We start from the raw sequence: 17,494 nt of genomic DNA, 5'->3' as shown, positions 1-17,494 counted from the left end.
CGACTGCCACAACGCCTCTTTCGATCAGGCTGGCGCGACCTGAGCGTCACGTCGGGCCTGCAGACGACGCGTGTACACCGACGCACTGACCGACAGCACGCCACACAGGCTGATGACCAGTGCCATGGGCGTTGCAGTGCCGTCGTGCAGCACACCTACCAGGCTCGCCGCAGCCGCCGCCACACTGAACTGTAGACAGCCCAGCAAGGCAGAGGCACTGCCCGCGCGCGCCCACTGACCATTCATGGCGCAAGCCGAGGCGTTGGGAATGATGCAGCCCAGACTGGCCACACAGATGAACAGCGGCACCAGCAGCGGCCAGAGCGCCTCGGTGCGTAAGGTAGTGATGCCGAGCAACACCAGACCCGCAGCAAGATAAACCCACACCGTGCGCGTCAGCAGAAAGGCAGGACCGGCCTTGCGCAGAATGCGCGCATTGATCTGCGCGACCAGAATGAAGCCCGCCGCATTCATCCCGAACAGCCAGCCATAGTGCTCGGCGGGCACGCCATACAGCTTGATGAACACGAACGGCGACCCCGCCACATAAGCGAACATGCCCGCCATGGCGATACCGCCCGTGAGCGCGTGCCCGATAAAGACGCGGTCAGTCAGCAGCCGCCCGTATTGACGCAGCGCGCCACTGAGCGGCTGACGCGGCGTGCTGTCAGGCATACTTTCCGGCAAACCCAGCGCAACAGCGGTCAGGCAAAGCGCACTGAACAACGTCAGGCAAATGAAAATCGACTGCCAGCCATATGCGCCGACCAATACCCCGCCCAGCATCGGTGCCAGAATCGGCGCCAGCCCCATGACCAGCATCAGTTGCGAGAACACCTTGGCCGATTCCACGGCATTGCATTTGTCGCTGACAATCGCCCGCGACAACACCATGCCCGCACAGCCGCCAAGCGCCTGAACGAAGCGTGCGCCAATCAGCCACTCAAGGCTCGGCGCGAAGGCACAGGCGACCGACGCCAGCGTGAACAGGCTGACGCCCACCAGCATCGGAATGCGCCGCCCGAACCGGTCAGCCACCGGCCCGTAGGCCAGTTGCCCCAGTGACAGACCGAGGAAATACGCCGCCAGGGTCAACTGGACATGCTTTTCATCGGTGGCGAAATACAAGGCCATGGCAGGAAAACCAGGCAGATAGAAATCGATGGCCAACGGGCCGAAGGCGCTGAGCGAGCCAAGAATAAGGATGGTGCGTAAGTTCATCGGGCGTCCATAAGCGATGCAGGGCAGCGGGTTAGTCTAACCGGCTTGGGTTGCAGGGGACGAAACGCGGAGAAATTAATTCAAGATTTTTCAAAGCAAAAAGGCGATCAGGTTGCCAACCTGATCGCCTCGCGCCTTACAAACGGAATCGATCAACCATGGATTTCAACTGGTGGGACAGCGTCGATAACGACTGACTGGCCGAGTCGATCTGCCCGGCCCCGTCGGACGTTTGAATCGACAGGTCTCGGATGTTGACCAGGTTGCGGTCGATTTCTCGCGCCACCTGCGCCTGCTCTTCCGAAGCGCTGGCAATGACCAGGTTTCGCTCATGGATCAACGAAATGGCGCCGGTGATCTCATCCAGCGCCGAACCCGCGTGCCTGGCGGTCTCAAGCGTATGCAGCGCATGATCGTTGTTGGCCTGCATGGTGCTTACAACCTTTGAGGTGCCGGCGTGGATCGCACCCACGACCTTTTCGATGTCCAGCGTCGAACTCTGGGTACGACCTGCCAGCGCACGCACCTCATCGGCCACCACCGCAAAGCCTCGTCCGGCCTCACCGGCACGGGCAGCTTCGATGGCGGCGTTGAGTGCCAGCAGATTGGTCTGCTCGGCAACACCGCGAATCACGTCGAGGATTTTGCCGATGTCCTGAGAGTGGACCGCCAGTTCCTGAACCGAATGAGAGGCCTCATCGACCCGGGCGTTCATGGCCTGAATGGACTGGATCGTCAGGCTGACACGCTCACGCCCGTCATGGGCCGTGGCACTTGAAGTGCTGGACGCGTCAGCCGTGGAAACCGCATTGCGGGCGACCTCTTCGACCGCAGCAGTCATCTCGTTGACCGCCGTCGCGGCTTGCTGAATTTCGGCGTTCTGGCTGTTCAGGTCCATCGACGTCTGGTTGGTGATCGACGTCATTTCCTCTGCGGCCGTCGCCATCTGCGTGGACGAATCGCCGATCAGGCGCAAGGTGTCGATCAGGCTGCCCTGCATGGCAACGAGCGCCTGCTGCAGGTCGGACACTTCGTCTTTTCCATCGATCACGATTCGGGTGGTCAGGTCGCAAGCGGCAATGCTGCGCGCGAAGGCTACGGACTGACGCAACGGTGCCGTGATGCTTCGGATCAGTACCCACGCGAGCAGCAGCGTCAGGGCGAATGCGATGACCAACACGATCACACTGGTTTGTATCGCCGACTCGTAACGCAGTTTCGCATCAGCAGTGAAAAGCGCAGCGCTCTGGGCATTGATCTTGACCAGCGCGTTAAACAGGTCGCCGGTCTGGTTCGACAATTCCTGAATGGTGCCGTTGAGCAATTGCAGCATGGCCGGCGTGTCGTCCTGTCGGGACAGGCCCTGATAGGTCACCAACTGCTGGTTGTACCGGGCAATCACACTCTCCATCTCGGTGAACACCTTGGCGGACTCGGGCTGTACAACAGCACGGTACTCAGCCATGGACTTGTCCAGTTCGCCAATCAGGAAGTTCATCCGGTCGACCGATGGGGTCAGGAGTTTGGGGTCGCGGTTGAGCATCATGCGCAGGCTGATGACACGAATGCCCAGCGAGTTATCCCGGATACGCGCCAGAGCACGTGTGCCCGCGTGCGAGACTTCTTCGGTATAAACCACGACTTCACGCATTTTCGCGATCTGGATCATGGAGAACACCCCAAGGCCAAGAAGCAGAAACAAAATGATGCCGAAGCTGAGAAAAGCGCGGGTGGAAAAACGCAGACTGCGGAGGGTCATGGGTACTACCAGACAAATGGGCGTAGCTATGGTTACGACTGTGAGCCCCTTTTCTAAAGGCTGCGACTACTCGATGTGTTCGGTAATCGCCCTGAATCGGCTACGCCGCTGTTCGTCTGGAAACCGGGCGCGGATCAGATCGCCTGCGCCTGATACCCCTCCTCGCCGATCAACCGAATGATGTGCTCGGCACTCAATACGCTCTGCACCTTCACTTCTTTACTCGCCAGCTCGACCTGCACTTCGGCGGCCGGATCTTGCTGCCGGATGGCTTGCGTCACAGCGCGAACACAATGACCACAGGTCATGCCCTGAACATGGAATAACTGCATGGGATGCTCCTTTGAGAGTGAATGAGCGGCATCTTCAACCTTGCCATCGTGGCAAGGTCAAGTTTTTGTATGCACTGCCGGGCTGGCATTCAGCCCTATCGTGAGCCAAGCTCCACCATCGACGTTTACATCAGGAGTATCAGCGATGCGCTGGTCAGTAGTTAGCCTCTTCAGCATTCTTGGTTTAGTGGCCGCCGCCCCCGCCGTTCAGGCCGCCCAGGATTACGGCATTCTGATCATTTCCAGAGAGCGCCTGGAAGTGGCGACCTCCTGTGAAATCGGCATCTACATTCAGGATCAACTGGCCGGGCGACTCTTCCAGGAGGACTCGGTGTCCTTCAATCTGCCGGCCGGGCCGGTCTCGGTGCGTCTGCGTCGGCTACCGGGCAAAATCGTAGGCTGTGAGCCGGGAATGGAAGCCCCCAACAGCACCACGATCCAGATGCACGCAGGCGACATCCTGAAGTACCGCATCGCGACCAGTCTCAAGGGCATGTACCTCAAGAAAGCCGACCTCAACTATTGATTCGCGCTTGACCTTGCCCCTGTGGCAAGGTTGATCCTTGCAGGTATCCAGCCTCAGGGAGTGAAAGAGATGCAAGACACCATCACCTTCGACCTGCCCATCAGCGGCATGACCTGCGCCAGTTGTGCAGGCCGGGTCGAGCGTGCCCTGGCCAAGGTGCCGGGGGTCAACAGCGTGACGGTCAACCTGGCCAGCGAACGCGCCCATGTGCAGGCCGAACCCAAGACCGATCCAGACACCCTGATCAGCGCCGTCAGCAACGCCGGCTATGGCGCGACCCTGCTGCAGGACGAACGCATCGAAGCCGATCGCAAGGTCCGCAGCCTGCACCGCGAACGCTGGGCGCTGCTGCTGGCCATCGCTCTAGCGGTGCCGCTGATCGTGCCCATGATGCTCTCGCCGCTGGGCGTGCACTGGATGTTGCCTGCATGGGCTCAGGCTGCGCTGGCCACGCCTGTGCAGTTCATCCTGGGTGCGCGCTTTTACGTGGCAGCCTGGAAGGCCGTAAGGTCGGGCGCTGGCAACATGGACCTGTTGGTCGCCATTGGCACCAGCGCCGGGTACGGCTTGAGCCTCTACCAATGGCTGAACGCCGCGCCAGGCACCACGCCGCATCTGTATTTCGAAGCCTCGGCCGTGGTCATCGCGCTGGTGCTGCTGGGCAAATACCTGGAAAGCCGCGCCAAGCGCCAGACTGCCAGTGCGATCCGCGCTCTGGAGGCGTTACGGCCGGACCGGGCCTTGCGTGTGATCGACGGCGTCGAACAGGAAGTTGCCATCAGCGAGTTGCAGCTGGATGACCGGGTAAGGATCAAACCCGGCGAGCGTTTTCCAGTGGACGGCGAGGTCATCGAAGGTCACAGCCATGCCGACGAAGCGCTGATTACCGGCGAGAGCCTTCCGGTGACCAAGGAACCCGGCGACCGGGTGACGGGCGGTGCCATCAATGGCGAAGGCCTATTGCTGGTGAAAGTGACTGCGCTGGGCTCGGAAACGGTCCTGGCGCGCATCATTCGTCTGGTCGAGGACGCCCAGACCGGCAAGGCGCCCATCCAGCGTCTGGTGGACCGGGTCAGTCAGGTCTTTGTGCCTGTCGTGCTGCTGATTGCGTTCGTCACCCTGGCAGGCTGGCTGCTGGTCGGCGCGTCGCTGGAAGTGGCCGTGATCAACGCGGTCACAGTGCTGGTGATTGCTTGCCCGTGTGCGCTGGGGTTAGCCACGCCCACGGCGATCATGGCCGGCACCGGGGTTGCTGCGCGCTACGGCATTCTGATCAAGGACGCCGAAGCCCTGGAACGCGCCCATGAAGTCACCGCAGTGGTGTTCGACAAGACCGGCACGCTGACCTCAGGCACCCCGCGCATCACCAACATGATTGCGCTGGAGGGCAATGAAGAACAACTCCTGCAACGGGCCGGTGCCCTGCAGCGCGGTAGTGAGCATCCACTGGCCAAGGCCGTGCTGGACGTCTGTCGCGAATGGCAACTGACGCTGGACGAGATCGAACACAGCCACGCACTGAGCGGGCGCGGCATTGCCGGCACGGTTCAAGGCCATCAGCTGGTTTTGGGCAATCGACGCCTGCTGGAAGAAAGCGGCCTGCCGATGGGCGATCTGCTCGAGTCGGCGCGCATCTGGGAAGCCGAGGGACGGACGCTTTCCTGGCTGATCGAACAGGCACCTGACCCGCACGTCATCGGCTTGCTCGCCTTCGGAGATTCGCTCAAGCCGGGCACCGACGAGGCGGTACGCGAGCTCAATGCACGCGGGATCACCAGTCACCTGCTGACCGGCGACAATCGCGGCAGCGCGCAAGTGGTGGCCAAGGCGCTGGGCATTCATGACGTGCACGCCGAAGTTTTGCCCGCCGACAAATCGGCGACCGTGACGCAACTGAAAGCCCACAATGTGGTGGCCATGGTCGGCGACGGCATCAACGATGCCCCCGCCCTGGCCGCCGCCGATATCGGTATCGCAATGGGCAGCGGCACGGATGTGGCCATGCAGGCGGCAGGCATCACGCTGATGCGTGGCGACCCGCGCCTGGTGCCAGCCGCACTGGACATCAGCCGCAGAACCTATGCCAAGATCCGCCAGAACCTGTTCTGGGCGTTCGTCTACAACCTGATCGGTATTCCCTTGGCGGCGTTCGGCTATCTCAACCCGGTGCTCGCCGGGGCGGCAATGGCGTTGTCCAGCGTCAGCGTGGTGAGCAATGCGCTGCTGCTCAAGACCTGGAAACCGAAAGATCCGGGAGACACACCATGAACATCGGCCAGGCGGCAAAAAAAAGTGGCCTCAGCGCCAAGATGATCCGTTACTACGAATCCATCAGCCTGTTGCAGGCGGCACAGCGCAGCGAAAGCGGCTATCGGCTGTACAGCCCGGAAGACCTGCACACCCTGGCCTTCATCAAGCGCTCACGGGATTTGGGGTTTTCACTGGAGGAAGTCGGCAAGCTGCTGACCCTGTGGCAGGACCGCCAGCGGGCCAGCGCCGACGTCAAAGCCCTCGCCCGCCAGCACATCCTCGCGTTGAACCAGAAGATCAACGAACTGGCAGGACTGCGCGACACGCTTCAGGATCTGATGGAGCACTGCCAGGGCAACGACCGACCTGATTGCCCGATCCTCAAGGATCTGGCGTCGGGCGGGTGCTGTTCGTGACAAGGAGCTCCGCGTCCGACTGTTAGCGACGCGGAGCTGCCGGTCAGGTCACTGCAACCACGGCGGCGGAGGCTCTTCCGTGGACTTGCCCGGTGGCGCATCGTCGGCGGCGCGGGCGGCCTGACGACGGGCTTCGTCCAGACGGGCGGCTTCGATTTCGCGCAGCACGCCGCCCACATCGGCTTCGTCCTCCGGCTCGTCGAATTCACCGGTCAACACCGTAGTCGGCGATAACGTACCGGCTTCGTAATACGACCACATTTCCTTGGCGTATTTGGTCTTTCTGAGTTCCGGCGCAAAACGGCCGAAGTACAAGGCCATGTTGCCGACGTCACGCTCCAGCATGCTGAATGCGTGGTTGTTGCCCGCCGCATCCACCGCCTGCGGCAGGTCGATGATGACCGGACCACTCGGCGCCAGCAGCACGTTGAACTCGGAAAGGTCACCGTGCACCAGACCGGCACACAACATCAGCACGATCTGCTCGATCAGGAACGCGTGGTATTCACGCGCCTGATCCGGCTCCAGTACTACGTCGTTCAGACGCGGCGCAGCATCGCCATACTCGTCGGCCACCAGCTCCATTAGCAGTACGCCTTCCAGGAAGTCATACGGCTTGGGCACTCGCACGCCCGCGCTGGCCAGACGGAACAACGCGGCAACTTCAGCGTTCTGCCACGCGTCTTCGGTTTCTTTGCGGCCGAACTTCGACCCCTTGGCCATGGCCCGGGCCTGTCGACTGTTGCGTACCTTGCGACCTTCCTGATACTCGGCCGCCTGGCGGAAACTGCGTTTGTTTGCCTCCTTGTAAACCTTGGCACACCGCAGCTCTTTGCCGCAGCGCACCACATAAACAGCTGCCTCTTTACCACTCATGAGCGGGCGCAGCACCTCGTCGACCAGACCGTCTTCGATCAGGGGTTCAATGCGTTTAGGAGTTTTCATCAGCTTTTATTGTGGGTCCTTTGTGGCCAGATACGCGATTGTTGCCGTTATACGGCAATCCTCCGCCAGCGAGTAGGGGGAGCGTCTTTTGAGTTGCATGGATTTTTATCGAAAATTCACGCAATGCCCCGGTTTCAAGCACCTTTCGTGCCGCGTCGCGCTGCAAAGATAATGCGCAGCAAAACGTGTCGCCGCTGACATTCGCGCGGATTATTTGAACAGCTCGCCAGGCGTAACGCCGAACAGCCCTTTGAACGCTGCGATGAACGCAGACGTCGAATCATAGCCGCAGGCAAGGGCGGCGCTGGTCACACTGCTGCCTTCTTCCAGCGCACTCAACGAGGACAATAACCGCGCACGCTGACGCCAGCCGCGAAAACTCAGGCCGGTTTCGCGCTGAAACAGGCGCATCAAGGTCTTCTCGGAGGTCCCGAGACGCTCGGCCCAGTCATGCAGGAAAATCGGTTGCCAGGGTTCCTCGATCAACTCGTTGCACAGCCCCAGCAGACGCGGATGCCGGGGCAGCGGCAGGGAAAAGCCGACTTCGGGCAGGTGCGCGAGCTGATCCAGCAGAACCTGCACCAGACGCGACTCGGCACTCTCCTGTTCTGGATAAGTGGCAGGCAGCAGGCAGAAGCTCTTGATCAGCTCACGTGCCAGCGGTGTGACCTCCAGCACCCGGCAGCGCTCAGGCGCCCAGCGCGAATCTTCACTGCGGATGTACAGGCTGCGCATCTCAGCGCGCATGGACGTCACCACCTCGTGCTCCAGCCCGGCGGGGATCCATACGCCCCACTGAGGCGGCGCGAAAAAGCTGCCTTCGGCCGTGTGCACCCCCAGCACGCCGCTGATGGCATAGGAAAACTGCACCCATTCATGACGATGCGGCGGCGTCCATGAGCCCGCGCTAAGGCTCTCGGCGCGGGCATACACGGGGCGCGGCAGACCCGACAATTCGGGGATCTGGCGTTGCCCTTCGGGATGACGTGTGTCGATCTGTCCGTTACTCGGCATCGTATGACCTTATGTCGCAAGACGGCTATTGACCAACAGAGTAGCCTGCGAACATCCCTGTTTACACAATGGCCCGAGCTTTTCATGCAATCACTCAAACATTTCAAGCGCGTCGCCACCGACTGGTTCCTGTTGGGTATGGTGCTGGCGACGGTCCTGGCGTATTTCTTTCCGCGCTTCGGCGCGACCGGCGGCAACATGCATGCCGAGTACGTCATCAACATCGGCGTGTTCGTGGTGTTCTTCCTGCACGGCGTCAACCTGTCCAGCGAACAGATCAAGAAAGGCCTGCGCAACTGGCGTTTGCATCTGATGATCCAGGCGTTCACCTTCGTGGTGTTCCCGGTTCTCTGGCTGGCGTGCGACAAACTGCTGGGCTCGCATGTCCCGGCGTTGCTGATGCTGGGTTTCTTATACTTGTGCGCACTGCCCTCGACGATATCCTCGTCTGTGGCACTGACCGGCAGCGCAGGCGGCAACGTGCCCGCGGCCATTCTGAACGCCAGTATGTCCAGCGTGCTGGGCATTTTCATCACGCCGTGGCTCATTAGCCTTGTAGTCGGAACCGGCGCAGGCGGGATCGATCTGAGCGATACGCTGCTCAAACTGAGCCTCATGCTGTTGCTGCCGCTGGTGCTGGGCCAATTGCTGCGGCCATTGCTGGGCACGTTCTTTTCGCGCCACAAGAAGTACACCGGCATCATCGACAAACTGGTGATCCTGCTGCTGGTATACGCCGCGTTCTGTAACTCGATGATCTCGGGCATGTGGCAGAGCCAGGGCAACAGCGTGATCCTGACCGCCTTTATCGGCACCGCTCTGCTGCTCGCCGTCATTCTGCTGATGACCACCAGCACGGCACGCGTACTGAAGTTCAATCACGCCGACAAGGTTGCCGCCGTGTTCTGCGCGAGCAAGAAATCCCTGGCGGCCGGTGCGCCGATGGCGGCGCTGATTTTCGGCACCCATCCGGGTCTGGGCCTGATTCTGCTGCCGATCATGATTTATCACCCGATGCAGTTGATTGTCTGCTCGGTGATCGCCGAGAACTACGCCAACCGCCATCGCCAGCAGCTCTCCAAAGCAGCGCTGGAAGAAGCGCAGGCCGCATGACGACGACGCGCTACATCAGGGCATCGTCGTCGAGCATGACGCGCGCATAAAACACGATGGCAACGGTGGGGATCAACGCGGAATACCCCGGCTTGAGCGCGGTGCTGAAGCGCGTCAGCACGCGCTGAACCGGTGCCTGGCGAATCGCCGACAACAAGCCCTTGAGCGAACCGGGCTGGCGCTCGGGAGGCTCAAGGGCCGCGACCGACCGGCTTGCAGAGCCGGTGGGCACATCATCGTTGCTCGCGGGCTTGAAAATCGAGCCCACGGTCAGGCGCTCGGCCAACGTATCCACATGCCGGGCGTACACGTCCCAGGGCATGGCCTTGACGCTGGCACGCGGCATTTGCGCCAAGGGATGCGCCGCAGTAAATGCGTGGCGGAAGAACGTTCCGAGCAACAACTCTTCCACTTCAACCACGGTCGCACAGTGATGCAGCGCATCACCCAGATCATACTGTCGGGCGAGCATGCCGAGCACGCGGGTGTACGAGATGCCGTGACGACGGGCGGCATTGACCACGCAGTGCCCGGCGACCAGCTGGAATTCGCGCACGAAGGCGTAAATCCGGTCTTCCTCAGTGTCCTTGAGTTGCGTCCAGCGGCTGCTGCGCAGGTGCTGGATAGCCGCCTCCAGCAGATAGTCTGGCGACCGCGCCAGCACGCTGTGCAGATACGTGTCCTGCAGCACCGGGTCCTGATTCGTCCTCTGTAACGCGACGTCGTCCAGATCCATCGCTTCGCAGCCGCTGAAACAGCTGGCGATCAGAACTTCCTGCAAGCGCGCCCAGTAATGATGATGCCGATAACCTTGCATGTAGACATTTTCAAAATGCTCGGCCGGTCCACGCCCCAGGCTCTTTTCACCCAGGTTGAGCAACAGCACGTGGTCTTCGCTGGAGTACGCATTGATCAGCCTCCCGCAAATACGGCGTTTCAGCACACGGGCATCATCCGCCGAGAGGCGCACCGCGGCAGCCATCAGCAGCACATCGCCAATGACCAGACCATGCTCGGGTGGCCGGTCTAGCCCTTTGAGCGCGCTGACCAGCAGCCGTCCGCCCAGTGAATGGCCGATCAGGTTGACCCGCGTCACGCCGGGGTGCTGTTCGAACAGGTAACGGTCCAGTTGCGCCAACAGCACCTTGCCCATGGCTTCGGCACGCGAGCGAATGCGCGAAAAGTGGTAAGCACGATCCCCCGCCAGCGCAGCCGCTCCGGCCAGCGGGTGCATACGGGCAGCCGCCACCAACAGGCCACGGGAGCGATTGTTCATTTGCGTGAAATGGCTCGACGGCCAGAAGGCCAGGATGTTCACGCTCTGGCGCAACGCTGCTGGAATGCTGTTGGCCAGCAGGCGTCGGTCATTGAGGTCATGCCCCGACGAATAGCCGTGGATGAAGACATTGGCCACGTTGCCCGAGGGTCTGGGCAACGTCAGAAACTTGAAATGATTGTCCACGTTGTCCTGTTTCGCCTGACCGTGGCGCTCCCGTTCAGTTTCTGACAATGAATCGCTTGGCGATCAGCATGATCAGCCGCAGGCAGAAAGCCACGCCGGTCAGCGAAATGACGACCTTGGCGACCAGAATGAAATAGTTTTCGATCTCATCGGAGATCAGGCCAATCAACAGCCCCATACCGCCGATCAGCAGCCCGATCAGCATCAAGCCGATATAGGGGCGCAGCCAGCGGGACTTTGAACCCTTGTCGAACAGGTAAAGCAAGGCACCCACCAGAATCAGGAGCACCGCCACGCCAATAATGAGTCCCATCCTTCACCTGTCTGTGTTTCAAGCGAGTGCAGGGTACTCCCGCCCTGCAGCGGTCGATTATGCCGACGACCCGGGTCTGTGGCTATCGGCGCGACGACAGGTACTCAACGCTCCAGAATCGCCGTCACGCCCTGCCCGCCCGCCGCGCAGATGGAAATCAGCCCGCGACCACTGCCTGCCGCCTCCAGCAGCTTGGCAAGATTGGCGACGATCCGGCCACCGGTCGCGGCAAACGGATGACCGGCGGCCAGCGAGCTGCCTTTGACGTTCATCTTGCTGCGATCAATAGTGCCCAGCGGCGCGTCCAGCCCCAATCGGGTCTTACAGTAGTCGGCGTCTTCCCAGGCCTTGAGCGTGCACAGCACCTGGGCAGCGAAGGCTTCGTGGATTTCGTAATAATCGAAGTCCTGAAGCGTCAGGCCATTACGTGCCAGCAGGCGCGGCACAGCGTAGACCGGCGCCATCAGCAGGCCTTCCTCGCCCCTGACAAAATCCACAGCCGCCGCTTCGCCATCACGCCAATAAGCCAGCACCGGCAGGCCGCGCTCGCGCGCCCATTCTTCGCTGGCCAGCAGCACCACCGACGCGCCGTCGGTCAGTGGTGTGGCGTTGCCTGCCGTCAACGTGCCCTTGGCGCTGCGCTCGAAGGCGGGCTTGAGGCCCGCGAGCTTCTCCAGCGTCAGATCCGGGCGCAGGTTATTGTCACGATTGAGCCCCAGATAAGGGGTCATCAAATCATCGTGCCAGCCTTCGGCATAAGCCGCCGCCATCTTCTGGTGGCTTTCCAGTGCAAGCTGGTCCTGAAGCGCACGCTCGATGCCCCAGTGCTGCGCCATCAATTCGCAGTGCTGGCCCATCGACAGGCCGGTGCGCGGCTCGCCATTGCGCGGCAACTCAGGCTTGAGGTTATGCGGACGCAACTGCATCAGCGCTTTGAGCTTGTCACCCATGCTCTTGCTGCGGTTGACCTGCAGCAGGATGGCGCGCAGGTCCTCGTTGACCCCGATAGGCGCGTCGGAGGTGGTGTCCACCCCGCCGGCAATGCCGCACTCAATCTGCCCCAGGGCGATCTTGTTGGCCACCAGCAATGCCGCCTCCAGCCCCGTACCGCAGGCCTGCTGAATGTCATAGGCCGGGGTTTGTGCCGACAGCCGGGAGCCCAGCACGCATTCGCGGGTCAGGTTGAAGTCGCGAGAGTGCTTGAGCACTGCACCGGCCGCCACTTCGCCCATGCGCAGCCCATGCAGGTTGAGGCGTTCGATCAGCCCTTCAAGCGCGGCAGTGAGCATGTCCTGATTGCTGGCCGTGGCGTAAAGGCCATTGGAACGGGCGAACGGAATGCGGTTGCCGCCTACGATGGCGACCCGGCGAGGCTGCGTCATGGAAAACTCCCTTTCTTCAAACCGATAGATGAACAGCACGGACGCGCACGAACAAACCTCGCCCGGCTGTGGTCCACTTCTTTGAACCCCGACTCAAGGAGAGTGTTCCATGCCGTCAGATCGCTATATCGATTTCGCCAACTCCGACGTGGGCCGTCGCCTGGTGAAAGCCGTCGGTCTGCCGACCCCGACACGCCTTGAGCGCTGGCAGGCCGGACGTCTGCGCCCTGTCGAGGGCACGCTGCTGATCAGCGCCGGTCCTTTGGCTGACAAGGTTCGCGAGTTCGCCCAGCGCCTGACCGACTCGCTGTACAGCTTTGGCAGTGACATGCCCGGCGCAACGGCCTGGGTCGCCAACCAGAGCCCGACACTCAAGGCGGTGGTGTTCGATGCCAGTACGATTGTGCGAACCGAACACTTACGGCAGTTGCGCGATTTCTTTCACCCACTGCTGCGCTGCCTCGACACTTGCGCCCACGTCGTGATCCTGACGCGGTCGCCGCAAACCCTCGACGACCCGCTGGCCGCCAGTACCCAGCAGGCGATAGAAGGCTTCAGCCGTTCATTGGGTAAGGAACTGCGCAACGGTGCCACGGTGAAATTGTTGCAGGTGGATGAAGGGGCCGAAGATCAGCTGGAGGGCGCGCTGCGTTTCTTTCTGACGCCCAAGAGTGCGTTTATCTCCGGGCAGTTTCTGCACCTGACGCCATGCACGTCGCACGTGCAGGACTGGAGCCGCCCGCTGGCCGGACGCAAGGCCTTGGTGACGGGTGCGGCGCGCGGTATCGGTGCATCAATTGCCGAAACCCTGACCCGCGATGGCGCGCAGGTGATCCTGCTGGACGTGCCGCAAGCCCGCTCGGACCTTGAAGCCCTCGCCTCGCGCCTGGGCGGAAAAGCGCTGGCACTGGACATCTGCGCACCGGATGCCGCGGGCCAACTGCTGGAGCATCTGCAAGGCGGCATCGACATTCTGGTCCACAACGCAGGCATCACCCGCGACAAGACGCTGGTCAACATGCCAGAGGATTTCTGGGACTCGGTACTGGCCGTCAACCTCAATGCCCCGCAAGTGCTGACTCAGGCGTTGCTGGACCACGGCGCGCTGAACGACAACGCTCGGGTGGTGCTCATGGCCTCGATCAGCGGCATTGCCGGCAACCGTGGGCAGACCAACTACACCACCAGCAAGGCCGGTCTGATCGGTTACGCCCGCGCCATGGCGCCGGGCCTCAAATCGCGTGGCATCAGCATCAACGCGATTGCTCCGGGTTTCATCGAAACCAAAATGACCGCCGACATGCCCTTCACCCTGCGTGAAGCGGGCAGGCGCATGAGCTCGCTCGGTCAGGGCGGCTCGCCTCAGGACGTCGCCGAGGCCGTCGCCTGGTTCAGCCAGCCAGGCACCGGCTCGGTCAGCGGCCAGGTGCTGCGCGTCTGTGGTCAAAGCGTGATCGGGGCATAAGACCCTGCATTGAGTTCAAGGAGAAGGATGATGACTGCTCACTGGCTCTATCTGGATGCGGTGCCTGCACTGCCCAACCTGTTTTTTCACGCGGCCCTGCGCCGCAAGGTCACGGGCACGCAGTTGCCTGATCTGGGCCTGCGCAGCTGGGTATCGGTGGATGCCGACAAACTCGCCGCGTATCGCACAGTCTGCGGATTCCAGGACAGCAGCCTGCTGCCGCCGACCTACCCGCACGTTCTGGCCTTCCCACTCCAGATGCAACTGATGACCTCCAAGGATTTTCCGTTTCCGCTGATGGGGCTGGTACACATCGCCAATCGCATCCGCATTCATCGCCCGCTCGGCGGTATCGGCCAGGTGTACGTCAGCGTGCAAGCCACCGACCTGCAGCCACATCCCAAAGGCGCGACCTTCACACTGGTGACTCACATCGAAGACAGCGTGGGTGTTTTGTGGGAAGAAGACAGCACCCTGCTGTGCAAAGGCGTGAGGCTGGAGGGGGAGATGGACGATCACCTTGAGCCGGCCTGTCTGCCCGTCATCGAGCACGCTACCTGGCAAGCCCCCTCATACATCGGACGCGACTATGCCCGCGTCTCTGGCGACTACAACCCCATTCACCTGAGCGCACCAAGCGCCAGACTGTTCGGATTCCCGCGCGCCATCGCCCACGGCATGTGGCTCAAGGCGCGTACGCTTGCCGCTCTGGATGATCATCTGCCTGCGTCCAACGTCGAGATCGCCGTGCAGTTCCAGAAGCCGGTACGCCTGCCCAGCGATGTGAAACTGTTCGCCAGTGCAGCAGGCTCGCACGGCCAGTTGCGGCTGGACGGCCAGCCGGACCTGGTGCACATGGTCGGAAGTTGGCAGCCTGCGGCGCAATGACAGGGTGTCCGGGAAGCCTCCATCCCTCATTGCAGCTGAACAAACCTAAAAGCCCGCTTGCCTGACAACCGGTTCCCCCTGAAGCTATGCGCCTTCAGGAGAATACGATGAACCTCGACGAATTGACCCAGCGGCTGCATCGCATCCGCGACCAGAATGACTGGAAGCCATTTCACAGCCCCAAGAACCTGGCCATGGCCGCCAGTGTGGAAATGTCGGAGCTGGTGGAAATCTTTCAGTGGCTGCGCGAAGACCAGTCCCGCGAGCTATCCCCCGAGCAACTGGCCCATGCCGGGCAGGAAGTGGGCGACATCGTCCTCTATCTGTTGCTGTTGTGCAGCGAACTGGGGCTGGACATGGACGACGTCGTGCGCAGCAAGCTGGCTGACAGCGAGCGGAGATTCGCCAAGTGAGCGACCGCCATTTCGATCAACTGGCCACCCGTTTCGCCGAAAAGATCTACGGCGGTGCCAAGGGCGCGATTCGCCTCGCTGTATTGCAGGCCGATCTGGAAGAGGCGCTGCCTGAGCGACCACTGCGTGTGCTGGACATCGGCGCGGGCCTGGGCCACATGTCGTTGTGGCTGGCCGAGCGCGGTCATGACGTGACATTGGCAGAACCCGCCGAACCGATGCTGGAAGGCGCTCGCCAGCGCTTCGCCGACGCCGGACAGACGGCGACCTTCATTCAGGCACCCTGGCAGGCGCTGCCCGGACTGCTGACCGATACTTATGATCTGGTGATTTGCCACGCCGTGCTGGAATGGCTGGCCGAACCGCACACCATCCTGCCGGTGCTGCATCAGCTCACCAAGCCCGACGGTTGGCTGTCGCTGGCGTTCTACAACCGCGATGCACTGATCTATCGCAACCTGCTCAAGGGTCACTTTCGCAAGATGCGCAAGAACGACATGGCCGGTGAAAAGCAGAGCCTGACGCCCCAACAGCCACTCGACCCTCGGGAACTGGCGACGCAACTTGAAGGACAGTGGCGAGTCGAAACCCAGAGCGGCGTGCGCGTGTTTCACGACTACATGCCCGTGGAGTTCCAGGCGCGGGTCGAGCTGACCGGCCTGCTGGAAATGGAGCTGGCGCACCGGCGTCATCCGGCGTTTGCAGGTTTGGGTCGGTACTTGCACTGGATTTGCCGGCCGGTTTGAAACCCTCGGAGATCATCATGAAGCACCGCCTCGCTTTGATCGTTCTGTTTCTGGCGACCAGCGCCTGCCAGAGCAACAACCCGTACGTCGCCAGCTCGATGCCCATTGCACCTGCGCCGCCTCAGGCAGCGCAGACGCTGGACCTGAGCGCCTACCCCGCGCCGCCACGGGATTACGGGCGTTATCGAAGCTGGGCGTGGCTCAATGGCCAACTGCCGCCCGGCACAGCCTGGATGGACCCGGCGCAGGTCGCTGAAGCCGTGAGCAACGGACTGGACCAGCGAGGCCTGCGGCCTGCTCGCAATCAGCCAGCAGACCTGTACGTCAGCGCGGCAACCCGGCAGGAAACCCGCTTGCGCCAGGTGCGCGAGGACTACGACCCGTATTACGGCGGCGGTCTGGGTTACAGCGGCTATGGACGCGGTTACGGCCCGGGCTACGGCGGGTATGCCAGCGTGCCAGTAGTTCGAACCTATCAGGAAAAAGTCATGGTGGTGCAGATCAGCCTGTTCGATGCCCGCACCGGTCAGCCCGTGTGGAGTACCAGCGCCGACGCTCGCAGCGGCACTGATCAGTCGGATAGCAACAAAGCTTTACGTCAGGCCGTGCAACAGGCGCTGACCGCGTATCCTCCCCGGTAACTCTTCTGGAGAACTGCCATGTTCCGCCGCCTTGTGTTGTTGTCGTGCCTGATCCTGATCACCGCGTGCCAAACCAGCCAGGTCAATCGTGACTTTGACGCCCAGCGGGACTTTGGCGGCTATAGCACCTGGAGCTGGAAAGAGCCCGGCGTGCAGTACCAGCCTGATGATCCCCGCCTCAAAAGCGACCTGACCGAACAGCGCATTCGCCAGTCGATCAATGATCAACTGGACCAGCGTGGCCTGCGCATGGCACCTGCCGGAAAGCCTGCCGACCTGAAAGTCCAGGCCTGGCTGATCGTCGAGAACCGCCAGCAACTGGTCAGCACCAACTATGGCGGCGGCTGGGGGGGCCCGTGGGGCGGTTACGGCTACTGGGGCGCACCGATGAATACTGAAACCCGCAGCGTTGACTACAAGGTGTCGACCCTGCAGATCGACCTGATCGACAGCAAGGACGGCAAACTGGTCTGGCGCGGCAGCACCGAGCGCATCCTCAGCGATAACGCCGGCAACCCGGCCGACCGGGACACCGCCATGCGCGCAACAGTGGCCAAAATCCTGGAGCAATACCCGCCGCGCTAAGGCTGGTGATGCAGACCTGATCG

The 17,494-nt window shown here is 61.8% G+C and carries 18 protein-coding genes and 1 pseudogene; 10 read left to right on the top strand and 9 right to left on the bottom strand.

Translation table 11 applies throughout. The features are described 5' to 3' along the window. Positions 1 to 24 precede the first annotated feature (24 nt). From H8S56_RS18520 to H8S56_RS18510, 4 genes and pseudogenes are all read right to left on the bottom strand, one after another. Entirely contained in the window at positions 25 to 1,221 is a 1,197-nt protein-coding gene (locus H8S56_RS18520) for a multidrug effflux MFS transporter (RefSeq protein WP_024685374.1), read from the bottom strand. A gap of 136 nt (positions 1,222 to 1,357) precedes the next feature. Beyond that, complete coding sequence (locus H8S56_RS25040; protein ID WP_408003836.1) at positions 1,358 to 2,119, bottom strand: methyl-accepting chemotaxis protein; 762 nt, start codon at positions 2,117 to 2,119, stop codon at positions 1,358 to 1,360. A 96-nt stretch (positions 2,120 to 2,215) separates the two neighbouring features. Further along, positions 2,216 to 2,980, bottom strand: a pseudogene (locus tag H8S56_RS25035) (MCP four helix bundle domain-containing protein); the annotation flags it as partial. Between the two features lie 134 nt (positions 2,981 to 3,114). Continuing rightward, positions 3,115 to 3,312 carry a heavy-metal-associated domain-containing protein gene (locus tag H8S56_RS18510; RefSeq protein ID WP_024685376.1) on the bottom strand — a complete coding sequence of 66 codons (198 nt, stop codon included), beginning with the start codon at positions 3,310 to 3,312 and terminating at the stop codon, positions 3,115 to 3,117. Positions 3,313 to 3,457: 145 nt separating this feature from the next. Between H8S56_RS18510 and H8S56_RS18505 the strand changes: the two genes are divergently transcribed. The 3 genes from H8S56_RS18505 to cueR all read left to right on the top strand — a co-directional run bounded on the left by H8S56_RS18505 (position 3,458) and on the right by cueR (position 6,504). Continuing rightward, on the top strand, positions 3,458 to 3,838 hold the full coding sequence (locus tag H8S56_RS18505; RefSeq protein WP_024685377.1) for a hypothetical protein: 381 nt from the start codon (positions 3,458 to 3,460) through the stop codon (positions 3,836 to 3,838). Between the two features lie 69 nt (positions 3,839 to 3,907). Next, complete coding sequence (locus H8S56_RS18500; RefSeq protein WP_187519439.1) at positions 3,908 to 6,106, top strand: heavy metal translocating P-type ATPase; 2,199 nt, start codon at positions 3,908 to 3,910, stop codon at positions 6,104 to 6,106. After that, positions 6,103 to 6,504 carry a Cu(I)-responsive transcriptional regulator gene (cueR, locus tag H8S56_RS18495; RefSeq protein WP_024685379.1) on the top strand — a complete coding sequence of 134 codons (402 nt, stop codon included), beginning with the start codon at positions 6,103 to 6,105 and terminating at the stop codon, positions 6,502 to 6,504. Before H8S56_RS18500 ends, cueR begins: the two co-directional genes overlap by 4 nt. Positions 6,505 to 6,552: 48 nt before the next feature. On the opposite strand, the gene H8S56_RS18490 is transcribed toward cueR, so the two are convergent. Beyond that, entirely contained in the window at positions 6,553 to 7,449 is an 897-nt protein-coding gene (locus tag H8S56_RS18490) for a PA4780 family RIO1-like protein kinase (protein ID WP_024685380.1), read from the bottom strand. Positions 7,450 to 7,659: 210 nt separating this feature from the next. Beyond that, positions 7,660 to 8,463 (bottom strand): AraC family transcriptional regulator, encoded by an 804-nt coding sequence (locus H8S56_RS18485; protein WP_024685381.1) that lies wholly within the window; start codon positions 8,461 to 8,463, stop codon positions 7,660 to 7,662. Positions 8,464 to 8,547: 84 nt separating this feature from the next. Between H8S56_RS18485 and H8S56_RS18480 the strand changes: the two genes are divergently transcribed. Further along, positions 8,548 to 9,576: a bile acid:sodium symporter family protein gene (locus H8S56_RS18480; RefSeq protein WP_187519438.1), complete on the top strand. Its 1,029-nt coding sequence runs from the start codon at positions 8,548 to 8,550 to the stop codon at positions 9,574 to 9,576. Positions 9,577 to 9,586: 10 nt separating this feature from the next. Here the strand turns inward: H8S56_RS18480 and H8S56_RS18475 are convergent, their stop codons facing one another. From H8S56_RS18475 to H8S56_RS18465, 3 genes are all read right to left on the bottom strand, one after another. Beyond that, entirely contained in the window at positions 9,587 to 11,038 is a 1,452-nt protein-coding gene (locus H8S56_RS18475; protein WP_187519437.1) for a DUF726 domain-containing protein, read from the bottom strand. Between the two features lie 34 nt (positions 11,039 to 11,072). Then, the gene (locus tag H8S56_RS18470) at positions 11,073 to 11,351 is read right to left on the bottom strand and encodes a hypothetical protein (protein ID WP_024685384.1); all 279 of its coding nucleotides are present in this window, start codon (positions 11,349 to 11,351) and stop codon (positions 11,073 to 11,075) included. 104 nt (positions 11,352 to 11,455) lie between these two features. After that, positions 11,456 to 12,733 carry an acetyl-CoA C-acetyltransferase gene (locus H8S56_RS18465; protein WP_187519436.1) on the bottom strand — a complete coding sequence of 426 codons (1,278 nt, stop codon included), beginning with the start codon at positions 12,731 to 12,733 and terminating at the stop codon, positions 11,456 to 11,458. Positions 12,734 to 12,842: 109 nt separating this feature from the next. Between H8S56_RS18465 and H8S56_RS18460 the strand changes: the two genes are divergently transcribed. The 6 genes from H8S56_RS18460 (at position 12,843) to H8S56_RS18435 (ending at position 17,471) form a co-directional block, all read left to right on the top strand. Next, a complete protein-coding gene (locus H8S56_RS18460; protein ID WP_024694049.1) occupies positions 12,843 to 14,198 on the top strand; it encodes a 3-oxoacyl-ACP reductase in 1,356 nt (451 codons plus the stop codon). 30 nt (positions 14,199 to 14,228) lie between these two features. Next, positions 14,229 to 15,086: a MaoC family dehydratase gene (locus tag H8S56_RS18455; protein WP_024685387.1), complete on the top strand. Its 858-nt coding sequence runs from the start codon at positions 14,229 to 14,231 to the stop codon at positions 15,084 to 15,086. Between the two features lie 107 nt (positions 15,087 to 15,193). After that, positions 15,194 to 15,499 carry a MazG-like family protein gene (locus tag H8S56_RS18450; RefSeq protein ID WP_024685388.1) on the top strand — a complete coding sequence of 102 codons (306 nt, stop codon included), beginning with the start codon at positions 15,194 to 15,196 and terminating at the stop codon, positions 15,497 to 15,499. Further along, positions 15,496 to 16,245, top strand: coding sequence for a methyltransferase domain-containing protein (locus H8S56_RS18445; RefSeq protein WP_024685389.1), 750 nt, complete (start codon positions 15,496 to 15,498; stop codon positions 16,243 to 16,245). Before H8S56_RS18450 ends, H8S56_RS18445 begins: the two co-directional genes overlap by 4 nt. A 17-nt stretch (positions 16,246 to 16,262) precedes the next feature. Next, on the top strand, positions 16,263 to 16,886 hold the full coding sequence (locus H8S56_RS18440) for a DUF4136 domain-containing protein (RefSeq protein WP_187519435.1): 624 nt from the start codon (positions 16,263 to 16,265) through the stop codon (positions 16,884 to 16,886). Between the two features lie 18 nt (positions 16,887 to 16,904). Next, entirely contained in the window at positions 16,905 to 17,471 is a 567-nt protein-coding gene (locus H8S56_RS18435; protein WP_187519434.1) for a DUF4136 domain-containing protein, read from the top strand. Positions 17,472 to 17,494: the final 23 nt, after the last annotated feature.

Source organism: Pseudomonas triticifolii (assembly GCF_014358015.1).
In the GTDB taxonomy this organism is placed as follows: domain Bacteria; phylum Pseudomonadota; class Gammaproteobacteria; order Pseudomonadales; family Pseudomonadaceae; genus Aquipseudomonas; species Aquipseudomonas triticifolii.
Note: the sequence above shows the minus strand (reverse complement) of the source record. Positions and strands in the feature narration are given on the sequence as shown.